This is a genomic window from Sphingomonas sp. NIBR02145, assembly GCF_027359115.1.
Taxonomy (GTDB): domain Bacteria; phylum Pseudomonadota; class Alphaproteobacteria; order Sphingomonadales; family Sphingomonadaceae; genus Sphingomonas; species Sphingomonas kyeonggiensis_A.
Map to the genome: position 1 here is coordinate 2,793,596 of NZ_CP114791.1, position 18,461 is coordinate 2,812,056.

Annotated in this window: 13 protein-coding genes; 8 read left to right on the top strand and 5 right to left on the bottom strand. The window is 65.5% G+C overall.

Going from position 1 to position 18,461, the window contains the following annotated elements; all coding sequences use genetic code 11:
* The first annotated feature begins 112 nt into the window (after positions 1-112).
* Positions 113-967 carry a DUF2306 domain-containing protein gene (locus O3305_RS12365; RefSeq protein WP_269572837.1) on the top strand — a complete coding sequence of 285 codons (855 nt, stop codon included), beginning with the start codon at positions 113-115 and terminating at the stop codon, positions 965-967.
* On the opposite strand, the gene O3305_RS12370 is transcribed toward O3305_RS12365, so the two are convergent.
* Positions 964-2,343 (bottom strand): hypothetical protein, encoded by a 1,380-nt coding sequence (locus O3305_RS12370; RefSeq protein WP_269572838.1) that lies wholly within the window; start codon positions 2,341-2,343, stop codon positions 964-966. The genes O3305_RS12365 and O3305_RS12370 overlap by 4 nt on opposite strands.
* 389 nt (positions 2,344-2,732) lie before the next feature.
* Between O3305_RS12370 and O3305_RS12375 the strand changes: the two genes are divergently transcribed.
* Positions 2,733-3,464, top strand: coding sequence for a DUF6683 family protein (locus O3305_RS12375; protein WP_269572839.1), 732 nt, complete (start codon positions 2,733-2,735; stop codon positions 3,462-3,464).
* Positions 3,465-3,467: 3 nt separating this feature from the next.
* Here the strand turns inward: O3305_RS12375 and O3305_RS12380 are convergent, their stop codons facing one another.
* The 3 genes from O3305_RS12380 to O3305_RS12390 form a co-directional block, all read right to left on the bottom strand.
* Positions 3,468-3,929, bottom strand: coding sequence for a low molecular weight protein-tyrosine-phosphatase (locus O3305_RS12380; protein ID WP_269572840.1), 462 nt, complete (start codon positions 3,927-3,929; stop codon positions 3,468-3,470).
* 17 nt (positions 3,930-3,946) lie between these two features.
* Positions 3,947-4,444, bottom strand: coding sequence for a superoxide dismutase family protein (locus O3305_RS12385; RefSeq protein WP_260396214.1), 498 nt, complete (start codon positions 4,442-4,444; stop codon positions 3,947-3,949).
* Positions 4,445-4,535: 91 nt separating this feature from the next.
* Positions 4,536-5,597 (bottom strand): hypothetical protein, encoded by a 1,062-nt coding sequence (locus O3305_RS12390; RefSeq protein WP_269572841.1) that lies wholly within the window; start codon positions 5,595-5,597, stop codon positions 4,536-4,538.
* A 284-nt stretch (positions 5,598-5,881) separates the two neighbouring features.
* Between O3305_RS12390 and O3305_RS12395 the strand changes: the two genes are divergently transcribed.
* The 3 genes from O3305_RS12395 to O3305_RS12405 all read left to right on the top strand — a co-directional run bounded on the left by O3305_RS12395 (position 5,882) and on the right by O3305_RS12405 (position 9,191).
* Positions 5,882-6,760, top strand: a complete 879-nt coding sequence (locus O3305_RS12395) for a hypothetical protein (protein WP_184169154.1) — start codon at positions 5,882-5,884, stop codon at positions 6,758-6,760.
* A 346-nt stretch (positions 6,761-7,106) separates the two neighbouring features.
* Positions 7,107-8,162, top strand: coding sequence for a DUF47 family protein (locus O3305_RS12400; RefSeq protein ID WP_269576507.1), 1,056 nt, complete (start codon positions 7,107-7,109; stop codon positions 8,160-8,162).
* Positions 8,163-8,177: 15 nt separating this feature from the next.
* Positions 8,178-9,191, top strand: coding sequence for an inorganic phosphate transporter (locus O3305_RS12405; RefSeq protein WP_184169155.1), 1,014 nt, complete (start codon positions 8,178-8,180; stop codon positions 9,189-9,191).
* 173 nt (positions 9,192-9,364) lie between these two features.
* On the opposite strand, the gene O3305_RS12410 is transcribed toward O3305_RS12405, so the two are convergent.
* Complete coding sequence (locus tag O3305_RS12410) at positions 9,365-10,285, bottom strand: hypothetical protein (protein WP_269572842.1); 921 nt, start codon at positions 10,283-10,285, stop codon at positions 9,365-9,367.
* Between the two features lie 173 nt (positions 10,286-10,458).
* Here O3305_RS12410 and O3305_RS12415 point away from each other — a divergent pair, with 173 nt between their 5' ends.
* The 3 genes from O3305_RS12415 to O3305_RS12425 all read left to right on the top strand — a co-directional run bounded on the left by O3305_RS12415 (position 10,459) and on the right by O3305_RS12425 (position 18,294).
* Positions 10,459-12,096: a TIGR04141 family sporadically distributed protein gene (locus tag O3305_RS12415; protein ID WP_269572843.1), complete on the top strand. Its 1,638-nt coding sequence runs from the start codon at positions 10,459-10,461 to the stop codon at positions 12,094-12,096.
* 199 nt (positions 12,097-12,295) lie between these two features.
* Positions 12,296-14,968, top strand: coding sequence for an aconitate hydratase AcnA (gene acnA, locus O3305_RS12420; RefSeq protein ID WP_269572844.1), 2,673 nt, complete (start codon positions 12,296-12,298; stop codon positions 14,966-14,968).
* Between the two features lie 290 nt (positions 14,969-15,258).
* Positions 15,259-18,294, top strand: coding sequence for a TonB-dependent receptor plug domain-containing protein (locus O3305_RS12425; RefSeq protein ID WP_269572845.1), 3,036 nt, complete (start codon positions 15,259-15,261; stop codon positions 18,292-18,294).
* The last annotated feature ends 167 nt before the right edge of the window (positions 18,295-18,461 follow it).

The following is an 18,461-nucleotide window of genomic DNA, read 5'->3' on the forward strand; positions in this document are numbered from 1 at the left end:
TTATACAGGCTTGTTTCCCGGGGAAAAGACGGGCGCGAAATCATCACAAGCGACAGCTGGCGCCCGCGCCGCAATCGCGCTCTACTCCGCGCGCAACAAGCGAGGCCCGGACATGGCGACACTGGCGCAAGGCATATCGACGCAGGATCCGCCGGGCACCGGCACCCAGGCCCTGCGCGGCGCATCGATCCTGCTGGTCGCGGCAAGCTGGCTGAGCGCTGCCCTGTTCGGCGCCTATATCCTCGCCTTCTATGGCGGCACCCTGGCGGGCGGCGCGCCCGATCGCTGGAATGAAAGCCTGCCCCGGCTGCACGAGGCCGCCACGCCGTTCGCCACGATCGCGATCGGCGCGCATTTCGTCACCGGCGGCATCCTGCTGCTGCTCGGCCCGGTCCAGCTGATCGCCGCGATCCGCGCCCGCATCCCGGCGCTCCACCGCTGGCTCGGCCGGCTCTACGTCACCGCCGCCGCGATCGCCGGGCTGGGCGGGCTCGGCTTCATCCTGGCCAAGGGCACGGTCGGCGGCCCGGCCATGGACATCGGCTTCGGCCTCTACGGCGCGCTGATGGTGCTGTGCGCGGCGCTCGCCTTCACCAACGCCCGCGCCCGCCGCTTCGAGACGCACCGCGCCTGGGCCATCCGCCTGTTCGCGCTGGCGATCGGCTCCTGGCTGTACCGGATGGAATATGGCTTCTGGTTCCTGTGCTTCGGCAAGCTCGGCCACACCGCCGATTTCCGCGGCGGCTTCGACATGGTGATGGACTTCGCCTTCTACCTGCCCAACCTCGCCGTCGCCGAAGCCTTCATCCGCGCCCGCCGTGCCGATGCCGCCCCGGCACTGCGCATCGGCGCCGTCGCCGCGCTGCTGGCGGCCAGCGCCTTCATCCTGCTCGCCACCTGGCAGTTCGCCACGAAGATGTGGCTGCCCGGCATGGCGACGGGCCTCGAAGCGTTCGGCGGAGCCTAGAAGGGCCGCATCCGCACATAGGCCCGCCCGGTCGCGGTCGCGCCGCTCGGCATTTGCGCGGTATAGCTGAACCAGGTCAGCCCGGTGAAACCGCCCACCCGCGCAATTGTCATGCTGCCGTCCGCATTGACGGTGACGGAGAGCACCGCCGGGTCTTTCGGGGCAACCGCCGTCACCCGGGCGACCGGCTGCCCATCGACGATGTTCATTCCGAGATACCCTTCGGAATCATTGCAGGTCGGAAGCGCCAGGTGGCTGTTGCACCCCGTGAGGACCGCGCGATAGTCCATCGCCGCGATCGGGTGGTTGCTGAGCTCGCGATAGTCCGTCGTCGTGAAGAATGCCGTGCCGACGGGTGCCGGCGCGTCCATGAAGGTGGCGGCCGTGGCCTGGATCGCGGCTTCGTCGGGCACGACCAGCCCCGGAGCCGAGAAGCCCGGCGCCTGGATGTCCGCCAGCACCCCGAACTGGAAGGCGTGCATCCACGCCCGCGCTTCGGCGGGATTGCCGAGCAAGGCGGGGATCGCCCGGAAATAGGCCGAGATATAATCCGCCATCCGGCCGAGCCGCTCATCGCCCGAGACCTTATAGGCAGTCTTGCGCAGCGCCGCGAGGATCACCGCCCGGTCGGTAAGCCGCAGCCCCACGCCCTCGCGAACCAGCTCGGCCAGATAGCGCGACGAGAGGTCGATGGGCCCCGCGGTATCGGGGCGGTCGCCATTGGTCGCCTTGCCCAATATGCCCATCACGAACAGCTGCAGGTTGACCGACGTCATCCGCGCCGCGTCCCGCGCCACCGCCGCATCACTGTTCGCCAGGTTCTGCGCCGGGTTGAACGTCAGCGGATTCAGCGTCGCGCGGATCGCGTCGGTCCCGCTGGCGAGCCCGAGCGCGCTGCGGACCGCAGCCTCATTGCCATGCGCAAACACCAGCGCGCTATAGGGCGAGATCACCGTGGCGCCCGCGGGAGCATTCATGATGGTGAGCGGAAGCCCGGTAACGCTGTCGCGACCCCAGGCCTGCATGGCCATGCTCGCGGTCGCGGGCACCGTTCCGGATGTCCAGCGGGGATCGACTCCCGAATCCCGGCCGAACTCGCCTCCGGCAGTCGTTGCGGTCGAGGAATCGCCCGCGTCGAACGGATTGCCGCTCCCATTGGTGTCGAAGGTCACGGTTGCGTAAAGCGTGCCGATGCCGACCGCGCTGAACATCGTGGCGGCGGGCGTCGGGGTCGCCGTCGGGCTGGGGGTCGGCGTGGGGGTTGCCGCAGTCGGCGCGCCGACACTGCCGCCGCCGCCGGATCCGCCGCCGCTGCACCCAGCCAGACAAGCAGCCGCCAGCAAGGCGCCCGTACGCAACCCGGTCCCGAAATGCATGTGATGTTCCCCCTTGGGCGGAACACTACCTTCCCCCGATCGCGCGGATCAAGCGCGATCGTGACCAGGACGGCGCATATCTTCTTCGTTTATTGAAGAAAACCTGCCTACCCCGAACCGGGTCGGCGCAACGACCAGAACCGGCAGCCGCATCGTGTTGATCGTTGGCCGGACCGCCGGCGAGATCACAGCCCCCTGATCTCAGCACCGCAGCGACATCGCCCTTTACTTCCCCCATCCGAGGCAGGTGCTTATCCCCAAGGTCGCGAAGGGTATCTGCGCGGCACGCGGCAGAACGTGGCACGCGCCCGCCCAGTCGCCCCCTGTCGCGTGGCTTCCCAATGTCACGGTCGCCCGCCAGACTTGCTGCAAAGACAGGAGCATTCGCAATGCAACAGCGCCTCACCATTCTCGCTGCCCTGCTTCTCGCTGCAGCGCCGGCGGCAGCGCAGGATTTCCCTGCCATCGGCGGTCAATATATCGACTTCGGCGCGTCCATGGCCTCGGTCGGACAGATGAACAATGTGCTGGGCGCGACGGTACGGAGCCGCGGCGGCGAACGCCGCGCTACGGTCAGGCCGCCAGCCCCAAAAGCTGCCTCCGGCACGCGCTACCAGCCGTCCCCCGCGATCTCGGTGCGCGTGCGCGCCCGGTTCGCCGATTTCGTTGCCAGGGCCGATCCGGCCAATGCCGCGCGCCTGCGCCAAGTGATCCAGCAGAACGATCTGCTCGGCCTGTGGGAACGGCATGTCGCGACGGATGGCCTGCGCCGCGGCGACGTGGCCGATGCGATGACTGCCTATTGGGTCCAGAATTGGCAGATCGCCAACAAGGTCCCCTTCACCAGCCGCGCGCAGGTGCAGGCGGTGCGCAGCCAGATCGCCGGCGCGCTCGGCACCAGTCCCGGTTTCGTGCGAATGGACGATGCCGCCCGACAGGAGCTGGCCGAGACCTATATGCTCAATTTCATCGCGCAGGGCAGCGCCTTTTCCGACGCGATGGGCCGCAAGGACGCGGCGCACGCCGCGCGCCTGTCCGACGCCGCAGCGGCCCGCTTCCAGACCGACGTCAAGCTCGACCTGCGCCGCCTGCGCCTGACGCCGACGGGCTTCGCGGACTGAAGCCTAGCGCCCGCCCAGCCGGGTCACCAGCACATCCGCCGCGGCGCTTACATCGTCCCAGGTCACGTCGAAATCGCTGTCCTCGCCATAATAGGGGTCGGCCACCGAACTGCCCTCGCGCCCCCGCACCAGGTCCATCAGCAGCCCCAGCTCGGCAGTCGCATCCGCCGGCAGGATCGCCTGCAGGTCGCGCAGATTCTGCCGGTCGAGCGCGAAGACATGGTCGAAACGCCGAAAATCCTCGGGCCGCACCTGCCGGGCACGCTGCCCGGAGATATCGGTGCCGTGCCGGGTCGCCGCCGCCTGGGCGCGGCGATCCGGCGGCTCGCCGGCGTGCCAGCCACCGGTGCCGGCCGAATCCACCGTCACTTCCAGCCCGGCACGCGCCGCCGCCGCCCGCAGCGCGCCTTCGGCGAGCGGCGAGCGACAGATATTGCCCAGGCATACAAACAGAACCGACGTCACTTTGCCCTCTGCACGCGTCACATCGCGTGGAAAACGCCGCAGGCGATGCGGCCGCCCGAATTGCCCGAAGGATCGCTCTTGTAGTCATCGGCATTGGCATGGACGACCAACGCCGCGCCATCCTGGTCCATCAGCCCTTCATAGGTGCCGCCCGGCAGCACGAAGATCGTGCGGTCGCGGCCATCCTCGCCCACCGAAAGATTGGGCATATCGCCGGCATGCGGGCCGGCCGGATTGTCCTTGCCGTGCTGGTGCGCGGTCGGGTTCCAATGGCCGCCGGCGCTGGCGAAGTCCGGCCCCTCGCACTTGCCGACGGTGTGGACATGGGTGCCGTGCACGCCCTTGGTCATGCCGTGCACTTCCACCATCACGCGGATCGTGCCGTCCACTTCCTCGGCGATCGCCTTGCCGACATCGGTGCCGTCGGCCATCTTCAGGTCGGCCTGGGCGCGGAAATGGCCGGCCATGTAGCGCGCATTCTTCTCGGGCTTCGCGCAACCCGCCACCGCCAACATACTCGCAACAACCAGCAAACCGCGCATTGCCCGCACTCCGGATAAATGTTCCCGTCACGTAATGGCTGTCGGGGCCGGCAGTTCCAAGGGGTCAGCGCAAACATTCTCCATCCGTCCTGCCGGAGACGCTGCCCACCCCAAGGATGATCTTGGCCCGCCGTTCGAAAGTAAGCGCCTGCCAGCGCCCGGAATTGCCGATCGCAGTGCGGCTGCGCAGGAAGGTCAGGTGCAGCATCTCATATTGCTCCGGGTCGATCCGGCCGGTGTCGAGCATGCAGCCCCAACGATCGAGATTCCACGCCCAGTCGCGCTGCACCCCGTCCTGGTCGATGCTGCGGGCCAGCGCGCCATACCAGGCGAAGATCGCCGCCAGCCGGTCGCGCCGGTCGGCCTCGGGCATCGCCGCCAGCTTGCGCCGCAGCCGGGCCAGGTCCTCGTCGAGCGGGAAACCGCCCTGCTGCACCTTGGTATCGACGGCCCATCGCACCTTGCGCAGCGTGATCGTCTGACCCGGGAACACGCGCAGCAGGTCCTGTCGCACCGCTTCCAGCAGCACCAGATAGGCGTCGAGCTGCACCTGCAGCATCGCGTCGCTCTCGAACAGCGCGTTGAACTCGCCCCGGATGACGGGGTTGAGCTTCCCGTCGGCGCCGTGCGCCGCCAGTATCTTCTCCCGGCATTTCGCCTTCACCGGCACCGCCAGGCAGTCGCGCGAGAAGATCGTCTTGCCATAGACCGGTAGCAGCGCCTTGCGCTGGCGGCGGAACTGGCCGCGCTGGCCCTTCTTCCAGCTCTTCAGCAGCGGCTGCAGGCTGCCTGTGCCGAAATTCCACTGCGACATGCCGACCGAGACGAGCTGGCTGTCGAAATTGCCCGCCGGCTCGGCCCAGCAGCCGGAGGTCTCGGGGATCGAGGTCTCGTGCATCTGCGCGAAGATCGCCGCACGATCGAGCCCGATCGCGCCCAGCCGGGCAGCGCTTCCCGGATCGATGACGAGCACCGGCACGTCCCCCACCGGCCGGCAGGGCGCACGCGGTGGAGCGGGTGGGGCCGGGGCGATCGGCGCCACGGGCGGGCCAGCCTGTTGCTGTGCCGCCACGGGCAAGGCGGCCAGCATTGCCATCGCTGCCGCCAGACTCGCCAGAACCCGCATCGCCTTCCCCCTACCCGGACCGGTCTCCAGCCTAGCCGATTGCGCGGCCATGTCCGCTACGGATCGCTTCCGTCCCTATGCCGCCAGCCTAAGGGCGAGCCAGGAAAACATGGTTACCCGTTCCGGCGATTGGAGACGATTTCCCCAACGGAAACCGACATTTCCTTCTACTCAAAATGGCGAAATAGGGAATCCCCGGGGTAGCTGTCCGCGCCGCTAGCGGCGAAGATCGCGCGCAGAGCATGTCGATCCGCCTGCCTCATGATCCCCCGCCGATCCGGCTCATGACTCGCTTGCTTGCCGAGCTGCAGACGACAGTGCTGGCCCGCGCGATCCGGCTGTTCGACGGCGATCTCGATCGGGTCACGATCTTCTCGGTCATCACGCGCGACACCTATTCCTTCGATGCCGGAGAGGGGCTGGCGCAGAGCGTCTCGGCCCATTCGCTCGCCATGTCGCTGTCGCGGCCGTACGAGACGGTGCGTCGCCACGTCCACGCGCTGGTCGATGCCGGCTGGTGCGAGCGTGGCCCCGATGGCGTGCGCGCCAGCCATGCCGAGCTCCGCTCGCCCGAGATCGCGGCGCTGCTCGTCCTGATCCACGATGCCGCCGTGCGCTTCGTCGCCGACATGGCGCGGGCCGGGGTGCAGATGCCCGCGGTCGGCATGGCCCGGTCCTATCATCACGCCGCCGGGGTCCAGGCGGCGATCGACCTGATGCTCGCGGTGGTCGATACCAACCGGCGCACCCATGCCGACTGGCTCGAGCTGGTGCTGTTCTCGACGATCTATGCCGCCAATTCGCGGCTGCTCAACGCCGATCGCGAGCTGGCCTGGCATTATGCCGATGGCCGCAAGGAGCCGCCTTTGTCGCTGCGCGTGCCAGTGCGGACCAGCGCCGTCGCCCGCGCGCTCGGCCTGCCCGAGGCGACGGTGCGCCGCCGCCTCGCCCGCCTGCTCGCGGATGGCCGGGTCGAGCGGCACGGCAAGAAGCTGCTCGTATCCGAGGCCTGGCTCAACCGTCCCGAGTCGGTGGCGACCAGCATCCAGAGCTTCTCCACCGTCCGCCTCCTGCTTGCGCGCCTGGGTGTAAACGGTTTCCCGCTGGAGGATCCGGCGCGGGCCTATATCGCGGGCCGGCCGGCACCGGTCGCATTCGACTAGACTTCCGCCAAAATGGGCAACGTCCCGCTTGAGGACGGTGTCCCGCACGCCAATAGCGCCCCGAAATCAATGGACTCGGGCGACTCACCCTCGCCCCATGTCGCATGGCCCTCGTCCCAATGCGGGGGTCAGGCAGGTCCGCCGGCTCCCTCCGGCGGTACCCATCGGTGGGCGCGGGCTCTCCCGCCCGCGCCCTAATGGTCCAGCCCCCGCCGATGTTTACTTGCGCGTACCAGTCATGAACTTGTAACGCCCACGCCAGCCTTTTCCCGGAGCCGCCACCATTCGCCAGATTGCCGCCCTGCCCTATCGCACCGAGGGGACCGCGATCGACGCACCCGTGCGGGTGATGCTGGTGACCTCGCGCGAGACCGGCCGCTGGGTGATTCCCAAGGGCAACCCGCCCGCCGGCGTCGCCCTCCACAGCGCCGCCGCGCTCGAGGCGAAGGAGGAGGCGGGCGTGCTCGGCCTCGTCTGCCCGACCACGCTCGGCACCTATCGCTACCGCAAGAAGCGCCCCAACGGCGCCTCGCTGATGTTCGACGTCGAGGTCTTCCCCCTCGCCGTCACCGCCGAACTCTCGTCCTGGAAGGAGCAGTCGCAGCGCGAGCGCCGCTGGTTCAGCCTCGCCGAAGCCGCCGAGGCGGTCGACGAGGAGGATCTGCGCGACCTCATCCGCTCCTTCGGCCCCTCCGAGTTCAAGGCAGCCACCCAGCGCATCGGCATCCTCGCCGCTGTCGCCGAAAAATCGAAAGTGAAGTCCATGTTCGCCTGGTTCCAGCGCCTGCTCCCCAAGACGGGCAATTTCTTCGAGCTGTTCGAAGCGCATGCCGTCACCGTCGCGGCCGGCGCCGAGGCGCTCGCCCGGCTGGTCCAGGACGGCAACCGCGACCATGTCCGCGAAGTCATCGAGCGCGAGCATGACGCCGACGAGATCATCCGCGAGATGCTGCGCACCGTCCGCGAGACCTTCCTCACCCCGTTCGACCGCGGCGCAATCACCTCGCTGATCGGCTCGATGGACGATGCGATCGACGAGATGCAGGCCGCCGTCCAGGCGATCGACCTCTATGAAGTGAGCAAGTTCGAGCGCGAGATGCAGGACATGGTCGCGATCATCGTCGATGCCTCGCGCCTCGTCGTCGAGGCGATGCCGCTGCTCCGCGACGTCGGCCGCAACGGCGCGCGCCTGCACGAACTCACCGAGCGCCTGGTCCGCATGGAGAGCCATGCCGACGAGATCCACCGCGACGGCCTCAAGCGCGCCTTCAAGGAGCTAGGCCCGATCGACGCGCTCAACTTCTCGGTCCAGCGCGAGGTCTACAAGCATCTCGAGCGCATCGTCGACGCGTTCGAGGATGTCGCGAACGAGATCGACGGCATCGTCATCGACCACGCCTGATAGAGGCCCAGAGCGATGCACGAACTCGCCCTACCGCTGCTCATCGGCCTGATAATCGTCGCGCTCGCGTTCGATTTCCTCAACGGCCTGCATGACGCCGCCAACTCGATCGCCACCGTCGTGGCGACGCGCCTCCTCAAGCCGGTCCACGCCGTCGCCTTCGCCGCGGTGTTCAACTTCGCGGCCTATTTCCTGACCATCGCCTTCCCCGCGCTCCACAAGGTCGCGGACACGATCGGCCAGGGCCTGATCGACAAGAACTTCATCACCCCCGCGGTCGTCTTCGGCGCGCTGGTCGGCGCGATGTTCTGGAACGTCGTCACCTGGCTCAAGGGCATCCCGTCCTCCTCCTCCCACGCCCTCGTCGGCGGGATGATCGGCTCGGGCGTCGCCCATGCCGGCCTCACCGGCGTCAAATGGACCGGCCTCAACAAGACCCTCATCGCCATCGTCCTCTCGCCGACGATCGGCATGATCCTGGCGATGCTGGTGATGCTCATCACCTCCTGGCTGTTCATGCGCGCCACCTCGCGCACCGCCGAGCGCAGCTTCCGCATGCTGCACCTCGTCTCCTCGGGCGCCTATTCGCTGAGCCACGGCCTCAACGACGCGCAGAAGACGATGGGCATCATCACCGTGCTGCTCTACTCGACCGGCTATCTCCACGGCGAGTTCCACGTGCCGCACTGGGTGGCGATCTCCTGCTATATCGCGATCGCGCTCGGCACGCTGAGCGGCGGCTGGAAGATCATCGAGACGATGGGCAGCCGCATCACCAAGCTCTCCCAGCACCAGGGCTTCAGCGCCTCGCTGGCCGGCTCGATCGTGCTGTTCGGCGCCTCGGTGCTCGGCATCCCGGTGTCGACCACCCACACGATCACCGGCGCGGTGATCGGCGCCGGCACCGCAAGGCGAGCCTCGGCGGTCCGCTGGGGCGTGGCCGGCAACGTCATCACCGCCTGGATCATCACCATCCCCGCCTCGGCGGCGGTCGGCGCCCTGTTCTACGCGCTGACCCTGTTGTTCTAACCTGATCCAATTCCCCTCCCTGGAAGGTAGGGGCTAGGGGTGGGTTAGAAGAAGCCGGGCTCGATGCCCGGCTTTTTCTTTATTCACCGACCGACTGGCTGGGCTCCCCCGGCCTTCGCAGGGGGCACAACCCGCCCCCAACCCCTCCCTTGCAGGTAGGGGAGCAAGCCGAACTACATCCCCGTAATCCGCGGCTGCCCGAACGTCTTCGGCACCCACTCCGCCGGCGCATCCTCCTCGTCCTCGCCGTCGTCGTCCTCGTCCCAATCCTCGTCGTCGTCCTCCTCCCCGAACCCTTCGCCCAGCGCCGCGGCCTCGGCCGCAGCCTTCTCGGCCGCATCCGCCGCCTCGCGCGCCCGCGCCCGGTCGATCGCGTCGAGCTTGCGCATGATCGCGGCATCGGTTTCCTCGGAGGTCGCGCGCAGCTCGAAATAGCCGCCCGCGGCATAGGCGGCCGCCCGCGCCTGCGCGATCAGTTCCTTCTCGCTGAGCTTACGGTGCGGCTGGCCGGCGCCGGCATGGTTGATCAGGAAGCGGAGCAGCGCATCAGAGAAGCGCCGCTTGCGCGACACTTCCACCCCGTCCTTCCACACCACTTCGTCCCAGCCCATCACCGCGCGTTCCCAGGCCGCCTGCTCGAGCGTCGGCAGCGCCCGGTCGAGCGCCTTCGCCCAGGCCTCGGCGAACTTCGCGTCGCGCTGGCGCATCCGATAGGCGGAGGTGCTGGAGATCCGCGCCCGCTGGCAGGCATCGCGCACGCAGCCGGTCTCTGAGAGCGCGCGAAGGAAGATGCGCACCCGCACCTCTGTCCAGCCGTCCCGCCGCCTGCGATAGGCACCGAACATCCCGTCGCGCCGCGCATGCTTCGCCGCCGCCTCACTCAGCCGCGCCGCCCGAGCCTCGCCGGCCCGCGCCACCGCCCTGGCCCAGAGCCGGGCAAAATCAGGATCGAGCCTGCGCGCATGATAAGCGCCGGCCGTACTCATCCCCGTCTCGCGGCACGCCCGCCGCACCGAACCATGCGCCGCCAGCCCGCGCAGGAAAGCCTCCCGCACCGCCCCCGACCAACGTAACCGCCCGAATTCGCCCGCCATGCGACTCGCTCCTCTTCCCAGGAGCCGACTCAGTTATGGGGGATTTTCCTACATTGAAAGAACAAATTAAGAACATTCTGAAATCACCCCAATGCGACACTCGCTTTCCCGGAAGAACCTCTTTTTATAAACCTAGATTTGAATGATCATCGCTTCATAGCGGGGGAGAGATGATGACCAAGAAGACCCTGACCTTGTATCTCGGGAAGGAGGACATAAACTCCTATGAAGAGGTATTTACCGAGGAATCTCTTCTAAAAATCGGCCGTCCAACAACTCAAATCGTAACCGACGAGAATTTTGGAGACGGCGCTCGTTTGTATGTTTTCGTCGGAGACGAACACGTCCCAACGTGGTTGAGAGAAGTGAGAGGGCACTTCATGGTGCCCGGTAATATCTCAACAAGCGCTGCGGCTGGCGTACTACTTTTCTGGTCATCCGGGCGTCTGTTCGCATCAACCTTCGCACATGGCTGGATGTATCTTGACGAACATCGGTTTGAGGGCGATTTCGGACTGCGGGCCGCAATCAACGCACTGGACGACACCAAGCTAAAGCGCCTTGAACGGGCCAATTTGGGTGACGCGCTCCGAGGCGTCGCTCTTTCTCCATTTCAAAGAGGCTTGACCTCGTTTGGCCTCGATGACGCACTCGATCTCATCCGGAAAATCAGCGGACGTACTCGTGACGATGCTTCCGCAGAATCGATGACCGGTTCGAGATCGCTTCGGGTAACTGGAGAATTTGGCCTAGACGATTTGCCAGACTTGGCATCTGACGCACTCGATTATTATGAATCCGACGCATATCAGCAGACACAATTTGCGATTCTAGATTCCGTTATGCCGGTCGCGGACAAGCAACTCTCGGAAGATTTAGATGACCTCGCAGCCGACAGCATCAGAGCCGGTGAAACTCGTTTCGAATTTGGCCTTCCCATAGGCTTTGACGACGTCGCGGTTTCTTACAAATTTGCTGGCCCAGGCATGCGAGGCGCCCACCCCGACCTACTGCTGCGCCATTACGTGGCGTCTATGGGGGGGCGGCTCGCCGATCTCACAGCGCAAACGCTGCGTGATCACAGGATCATCGCGAAATTCGATGATGATGCCCGACCTGACGCAAAATGGCCCGTCCGCACCGCCCTTGTTGGGTCGTTAGTTCACGAAAACGAACGCTACGCCATTAATGAAGGCGAATGGTACCGCATTGAACAGGGTTTTAAGGATGCCATCGAAGAGGGCTTCTCTGATCTGATTGAGGATTGGGACGAGCAGCCAGAGCCACTTAGGAAGATTTATAACGAAGATGGTGATGGTCACTACGAATCCGAGGCGGATTATAATGCGAGACTCGCGCAAAATCCAAGGTACCTGCTACTCGATCGAGCCCTTATATCCATTCCAGGCGTTGACAGATCCGCCTTTGAATCGTGCGATATTCTAGACATCGCTGGAAAACGCTTCATCCATATCAAAAAGAGCTCGCGCAGATCGAGCGTCCTAAGCCATTTCTTTAAGCAGGGCGCAAACTCCGCTAGGCACTTCAGTATGTTCGAAGCTGCTTGGGTCCGACTCCGTGAATTGGTTGTAGAGAGAGCGGGTGAGGCAGCAGGCGAGGCGCTCGATAACGCGCGCCAGAATGAAGAACATCCTTGGAAAGTTGAGTTTTTCATTGCCGACACGCCGAGAGAGAACGGCGATTTCAACATTCCATTTTTCAGCAAAGTCTCTCTTCGCGACGAAGTCCGTACCTTGCGGGCCATGCGGTACGAAACGGCGCTTCGCTTCATCAACCTACAACCGGATTAGACTTCGGCAGCCGAATAGCCACAGCGGACTACATCCGGGCAGCGATGGGTTACCTCCTCCCCTTCCCCCCGCCCCCTCCCCGTGCTAGCGGCACCCGCGAATCTTCGCATTCGCAGCACTCCGGTGCGCCCGCGCGGCTCTATAAAGATGCCACGTCCCCCGAGCGCCCGGCCGGACAAAAGAAAGGACCCCGCGCCTCATGACCGCGATCGGCAACGATACCCTCGGCACCCGCGACACGCTCACTGTCGGCACCGCCAGCTACGACTTCTTCTCGCTGCCCAAGGCCGCGAAGAAGCTCGGCGACATCAGCCGCCTGCCCTTCTCGATGAAGGTGCTGCTCGAGAACATGCTGCGCTTCGAGGACGGCGTCACCGTCACCAAGGACGATGCCCAGGCGATCGTCGACTGGCAGAAGGATGCGCGCTCGAACCGCGAGATCCAGTATCGCCCGGCCCGCGTGCTGATGCAGGACTTCACCGGCGTTCCCTGCGTGGTCGATCTCGCCGCGATGCGCGATGCGATCACCAAGCTCGGCGGCGACGCGCAGAAGATCAATCCGCAGGTCCCCGTCCACCTCGTCATCGATCACTCGGTGATGGTCGACGAGTTCGGCACGCCCAAGGCGTTCGAGGATAACGTCGCGCTGGAATATGAGCGCAATGCGGAGCGCTACGAGTTCCTCAAATGGGGCTCGAAGGCGCTCGACAATTTCTCGGTGGTTCCGCCGGGCACCGGCATCTGCCACCAGGTGAACCTCGAATATATCTCGCAGTCGATCTGGTCGTCCAAGACCACCGACGGCGCCGTGATCGCCTATCCGGATACGCTGGTCGGCACCGACAGCCACACCACGATGGTCAACGGCCTGGGCGTGCTCGGCTGGGGCGTGGGCGGCATCGAGGCCGAAGCCGCGATGCTCGGCCAGCCGGTGTCGATGCTCATCCCGGAAGTCGTCGGCTTCAAGCTGACCGGCAAGCTTGGTGAGGGCATCACCGCGACCGATCTGGTGCTGACCGTCACCCAGATGCTGCGCGCCAAGGGCGTGGTCGGCCGCTTCGTCGAGTTCTACGGCCCGGGCCTGCACGCGATGACGCTGGCGGACCGTGCGACGATCGCCAATATGGCGCCCGAGTACGGCGCGACCTGCGGCTTCTTCCCGATCGACGACAAGACGCTCGATTACATGCGCCTCACCGGCCGTCCGGACGAGACTGTTGCGCTCGTGGAAGCTTATGCCAAGGCGCAGGGCTTCTGGCACTCGGTCGATGGTCCGGAGCCGATCTTCACCGACACGCTCGAGCTCGACATGTCGACGGTGCGTCCGTCGCTCGCCGGCCCGAAGCGCCCGCAGGACCGCGTCAGCCTCGACAGCGTCGACGAAGTGTTCAACGGCGACCTGACCAAGGTCTACAAGAAGGACCATGCCGTGCGCGTGCCCGTCGAGGGCAAGGACCACGACATCGGTGACGGCGACGTGGTGATCGCGGCGATCACCTCGTGCACCAACACCTCGAACCCCTCGGTGCTGATCGCGGCCGGCCTTGTCGCCCGCAAGGCACGCGAGAAGGGCCTGACCCGCAAGCCGTGGGTGAAGACCTCGCTCGCGCCGGGCTCGCAGGTGGTGACCGACTATCTCAACAAGACGGGTCTGTCCGCGGATCTGGACGCGATCGGGTTCAACCTGGTCGGCTATGGCTGCACGACCTGCATCGGCAATTCGGGTCCGCTCGCCGAGCCGATCTCGGCGGCGATCAACGGCAACGACATCGTCGCTGCCTCGGTGCTGTCGGGCAACCGCAACTTCGAGGGCCGCGTCTCGCCGGACGTGCGCGCGAACTTCCTGGCCTCGCCGCCGCTGGTGGTCGCCTATGCGCTCAAGGGCACGGTGACCGAGGACATGTACGAGACGCCGATCGGCCAGGGTTCGGACGGCGCGGACGTGTTCCTCAAGGACATCTGGCCGACGAACGAGGAAGTCGCCGGGCTGATCAGTGCCAACATCGACGACCAGATGTTCCGCTCGCGCTACGCGAACGTGTACGCCGGCGATGCGCACTGGCAGAAGATCGACGTGACGGGCTCGGACACCTATTCGTGGCCGACCAGCTCGACCTACATCCACAACCCGCCCTATTTCGAGGGCATGTCGATGACCCCGGCTCCGGTCACCGACATCATCGAAGCCAAGCCCCTCGCCATCCTCGGCGACTCGATCACCACCGACCACATCTCGCCGGCCGGCTCGATCAAGGCCGACAGCCCCGCAGGCACCTTCCTGCAGGAGCATCAGGTGGCGAAGAAGGACTTCAACAGCTACGGCGCGCGCCGCGGCAACGATGAAGTCATGGTCCGCGGCACTTTCGCGAATATCCGCATCAAGAATGAAATGGTGCCCGGCATCGAGGGCGGCATGACCCGCTATGGTGGTCAGGTAATGCCGATTTACGACGCCGCAATGCGTCACAAGGCCGACGGCACTTCGCTCGTGATCGTCGCGGGCAAGGAATATGGCACCGGCTCGTCGCGTGACTGGGCGGCGAAGGGCACCAACCTGCTCGGCGTCCGCGCCGTCATCACCGAGAGCTTCGAGCGCATCCACCGCTCGAACCTAGTCGGCATGGGCATCCTGCCTCTGCAGTTCGCCGAGGGCGTGACCCGCGAGACGCTGAAGCTCAAGGGCAGCGACACCTTCACGATCAAGAACGTGGCCGGCCTCCGCCCGCGCCAGGACGTGGAAGTCGAGCTCACTCGCGAGGACGGCACCAAGGAAACCTTCCTCACCCGTTGCCGGATCGATACCGTCAACGAGCTGGAATATTTCCTCAACGGCGGCATCCTGCACTACGTGCTGCGCAAGCTCGCCGCCTGATAGCCAAGGCGAAGAAAATCGGGGGAGGGCGGCAACGCCCTCCCTTTTTTTTGTGCCTGCACCCCACCGGCAGGCGGGCATCTCTCCACGCCGCACAGGTGTGGCATTTCGGAAACACACGTCCGGAAACGGCCCGGCAACAATCCTTTCCGGCGCGGAGATGCTTTACACGAGTAAAACACTCTCTCATCCTCTCCTCCGCTTCGCCGTTGCTGCAGGGACGCCGGCGAGGAAGTGCGGGGGGTCTCCGGTCTGCCGAGAGCAGAGCCGGGGAGATTGAGGAAAAATACATGAAGACGACCACCGCACGGCTGCGCGCAAGCGCGGCCTTGTCCGCCGTTGCGCTGGCGGGCTCGCTCCTTGCTGCGCCCGCATTTGCACAGGACGCTTCCGCCAACACCGAGACAACAGCCGGCACCGCCACCCCGCAACAGGAGAGCCCGTCCAACGACGGCGCCATCGTGGTCACCGGCTCGATCTTCCGCCAGTCGGATACCCACACCGCGTCGCCGGTGACGGTCATCACCGCGGAGAATCTCGAGCGCGCCGGCATCACCAACGTGACGGACGCCATCCGCTCGGCCTCCGCCGACGGCGCCGGCTCGATCGGCAACGGCTTCACCAGCGGCTTCTCCGCCGGCGGTGCCGCCGTTTCGCTTCGTAACCTTGGCGTGTCGTCCACGCTGATCCTGGTCGATGGTCTTCGCTCGACCAACTTCCCGCTCAGCGACGACGGCCACAACTCCTATGTCGACCTCAACAGCATCCCGCTGGTGAATGTTCAGCAGGTGCAGGTTCTCAAGGACGGCGCTTCATCGCTGTATGGCGCGGACGCGATCGGCGGCGTGGTCAACATCATCACCCGCAAGCAGATGACCGGTCTCGAAGCGACCGTCGAAGGTGGCGCGACCGAGCAGGGCGACGGCGCAAAGTACCGCGCGAAGCTCCTCTTCGGCTTCGGCGACTATGACACGCAGGGCTTCAACGTCTATGTCGGCGGCGATTATGAATATGGCGGCCGCATTTCGGCTGACTCGCGCGGCTTCCCCTTCAACACGCTCGATCTTCGCGGCGTCGGGGGCAACGACAACAACCGCGCCGACGACACGCTCGGCACGCCAACGACAGATGCTGTCGTCACCCGCACGACCCAGAGCGATCTGAACAATCCGCTGGCGGGTTCAGTGACGAACGCCACGTCGCCGGCGCTCTACACCTCGCTCACGCCGCTCGCGAATTGCGCCTATGGCACCTATTCGGAGAATGGCACCCGCGTCGGCACCGCCTGCAAGCACGATCTCACCAGGGAGTATGGCCAGATCACGCCGAAGCAGCAGCGCTATGACGCCGTCGCCCGGCTGAGCTACCGCATCGGCGACAATATCGAGGGCTATGCTGCGGCCAGCTACGCGAACAGCCAGGTCGATATCATCAACGCCCCACGCACGATCCGCCAAACCCAGGCATTCGGCGGCTCGCCGTCGACCTCGACCACCAATCCGGGCATCGTACTGCCGGTCTATATCTGCGCATCGGGCGTCAACTGCGCGACCGCGGCGGATCGCCAGCTCAACCCGAACAACCCCTATGCGGCAGCCTATGCCGCAAACCCGAGCCAGGGCGCCGCACGCATCTATTACCTGTTCGGTGACATCCCCGCGGGCAGCAAGCGCACCAACGAAGTGTTCCGCTTCACCGGCGGCCTGCACGGCACTGTCGGCGACAGCTGGGACTGGAACGTCGAGGCGGGTTACTCGCACGCCCGGCTCAACTTCACCCAATATGGCTGGGCCAATCTCAACGGCCTGGTGAAGGCGATCAACACCGGCGCCTATAACTTCGTCAATCCGAGCCTCAACTCCCAGGCGGTCCGCGACATGGTGGCGCCGGCGATCACCGCGATCTCCTATTCGAGCGAGCTGACGGTGGACGCGTCGCTCAGCCGCAGCCTCTTCACGCTGCCGGGCGGCGACCTGAAGTTCGCCGTCGGCGGCCAGTATCGCAAGGAGAAGCTGACCAACAACAGCCTGAACCCGAAACTCGACGTGCCCGGTCTCACCACCGCGCAGGCCTATGGCGACCGCACTGTCTGGGCAGGTTTCTTCGAAATCGACGCCCCGGTGCTCGACATCCTCGATATCAACCTGTCCGGCCGTTACGATCACTATTCGACCGGCATCGGCCGCTTCTCGCCCAAGGCGGGCGTGAAGTTCCAGCCGATCAAGCAGATCGCGCTTCGCGGCACCTATTCGGAAGGCTTCCGCGCGCCGACCTTCGCGGAATCGGATGCGCGCAGCTCCTATTCGGGCTTTGTCGGCTATACACCGGTCGGTGATTTCCTCACCGCGCATGCCGCCAATCCGAGCTACACGGCTGCCTACAGCCTGGGTCGCGGCTATGTCGGCAATCCCGCGATCAAGCCGGAAACCGCGCGCAGCCTCACGCTCGGCGCGATCTTCGAGCCGACCTCATGGCTGAGCTTCACCGCCGACTATTTCAATGTGAAGAAGTCGAACCTGATCGTCACCGGCCCGAAGACGCCAGAGGCGATCAACGCCTACTACTCGGTCGCGGGCCAGACCTTCGCCAGCGCTGCGGCTGCCTCGGCGGCAGGCTGCGCCAAGGTCGCGGCAGTCGGTGCCGGCTATTCGTGCAATGTGATCGACGGTGCCGATCCCTTCGCGCCCAACGCGTTGCCGCGCCTGCTCGTGCTCAACGCACCCTATGTGAACACGGCCTATTCGATCATCGCCGGGCTCGAGTTCACCGCCGATGCGCGTATCAAGTTCAGCGAGGACTTCCGCTGGGAGAGCCGCATCGATGTGCAGGAGACGCTGAAATATGATCTCCACCCGGGCAGCGGCGGCGCCGTGCAGCGTTATGCCGGCACCGTGGGTCCGGAGGATCTGTCGTCGGGCGGCGGCACCCCGCGCTGGCGCGGCAACTGGCAGAACACGTTCACTTATAACCAGTTCTCGCTGAGCACGACGACCTATCTGGTCGGTTCCATGAAGGCCGTCGCGGCCGACCAGGCGAGTTCGGGGACGAACGCCGATATTTCCTGCACCAAGTCCGCCATCTACAAGCCGACCACCGGCAACGCCGACTTCTGCCACATCAACAGCTTCATCTACACGGATGTGAACCTGTCGGTGAAGGTCAACGACCAGTTCAGCTTCTTCGGCCTGGTGGGCAACGTCACGAACGCGCGCGCGCCGCTGTTCGCGAATACCGCCTATCCGAGCCAGGTGAACACGCTGACCTCGTGGCACGCACCTGGCCTGATCGGCCGGACGTTCCGCGCAGGTGCGAACTTCAAGTTCTAACTGCCGGCGTCGGTGATTTCTGGGGCGGTACCTTCCGGTATCGCCCCCTTTTATTGCGTCCTCGCAACGCAATCCGATCGAGCTGCAATCGCCCGAAACCCGGGCGCGATTCCGTGCCTCCAGTACCGCCTCCGCGCCACCGGCCCTGTGGCGCCAGTACATGGAGT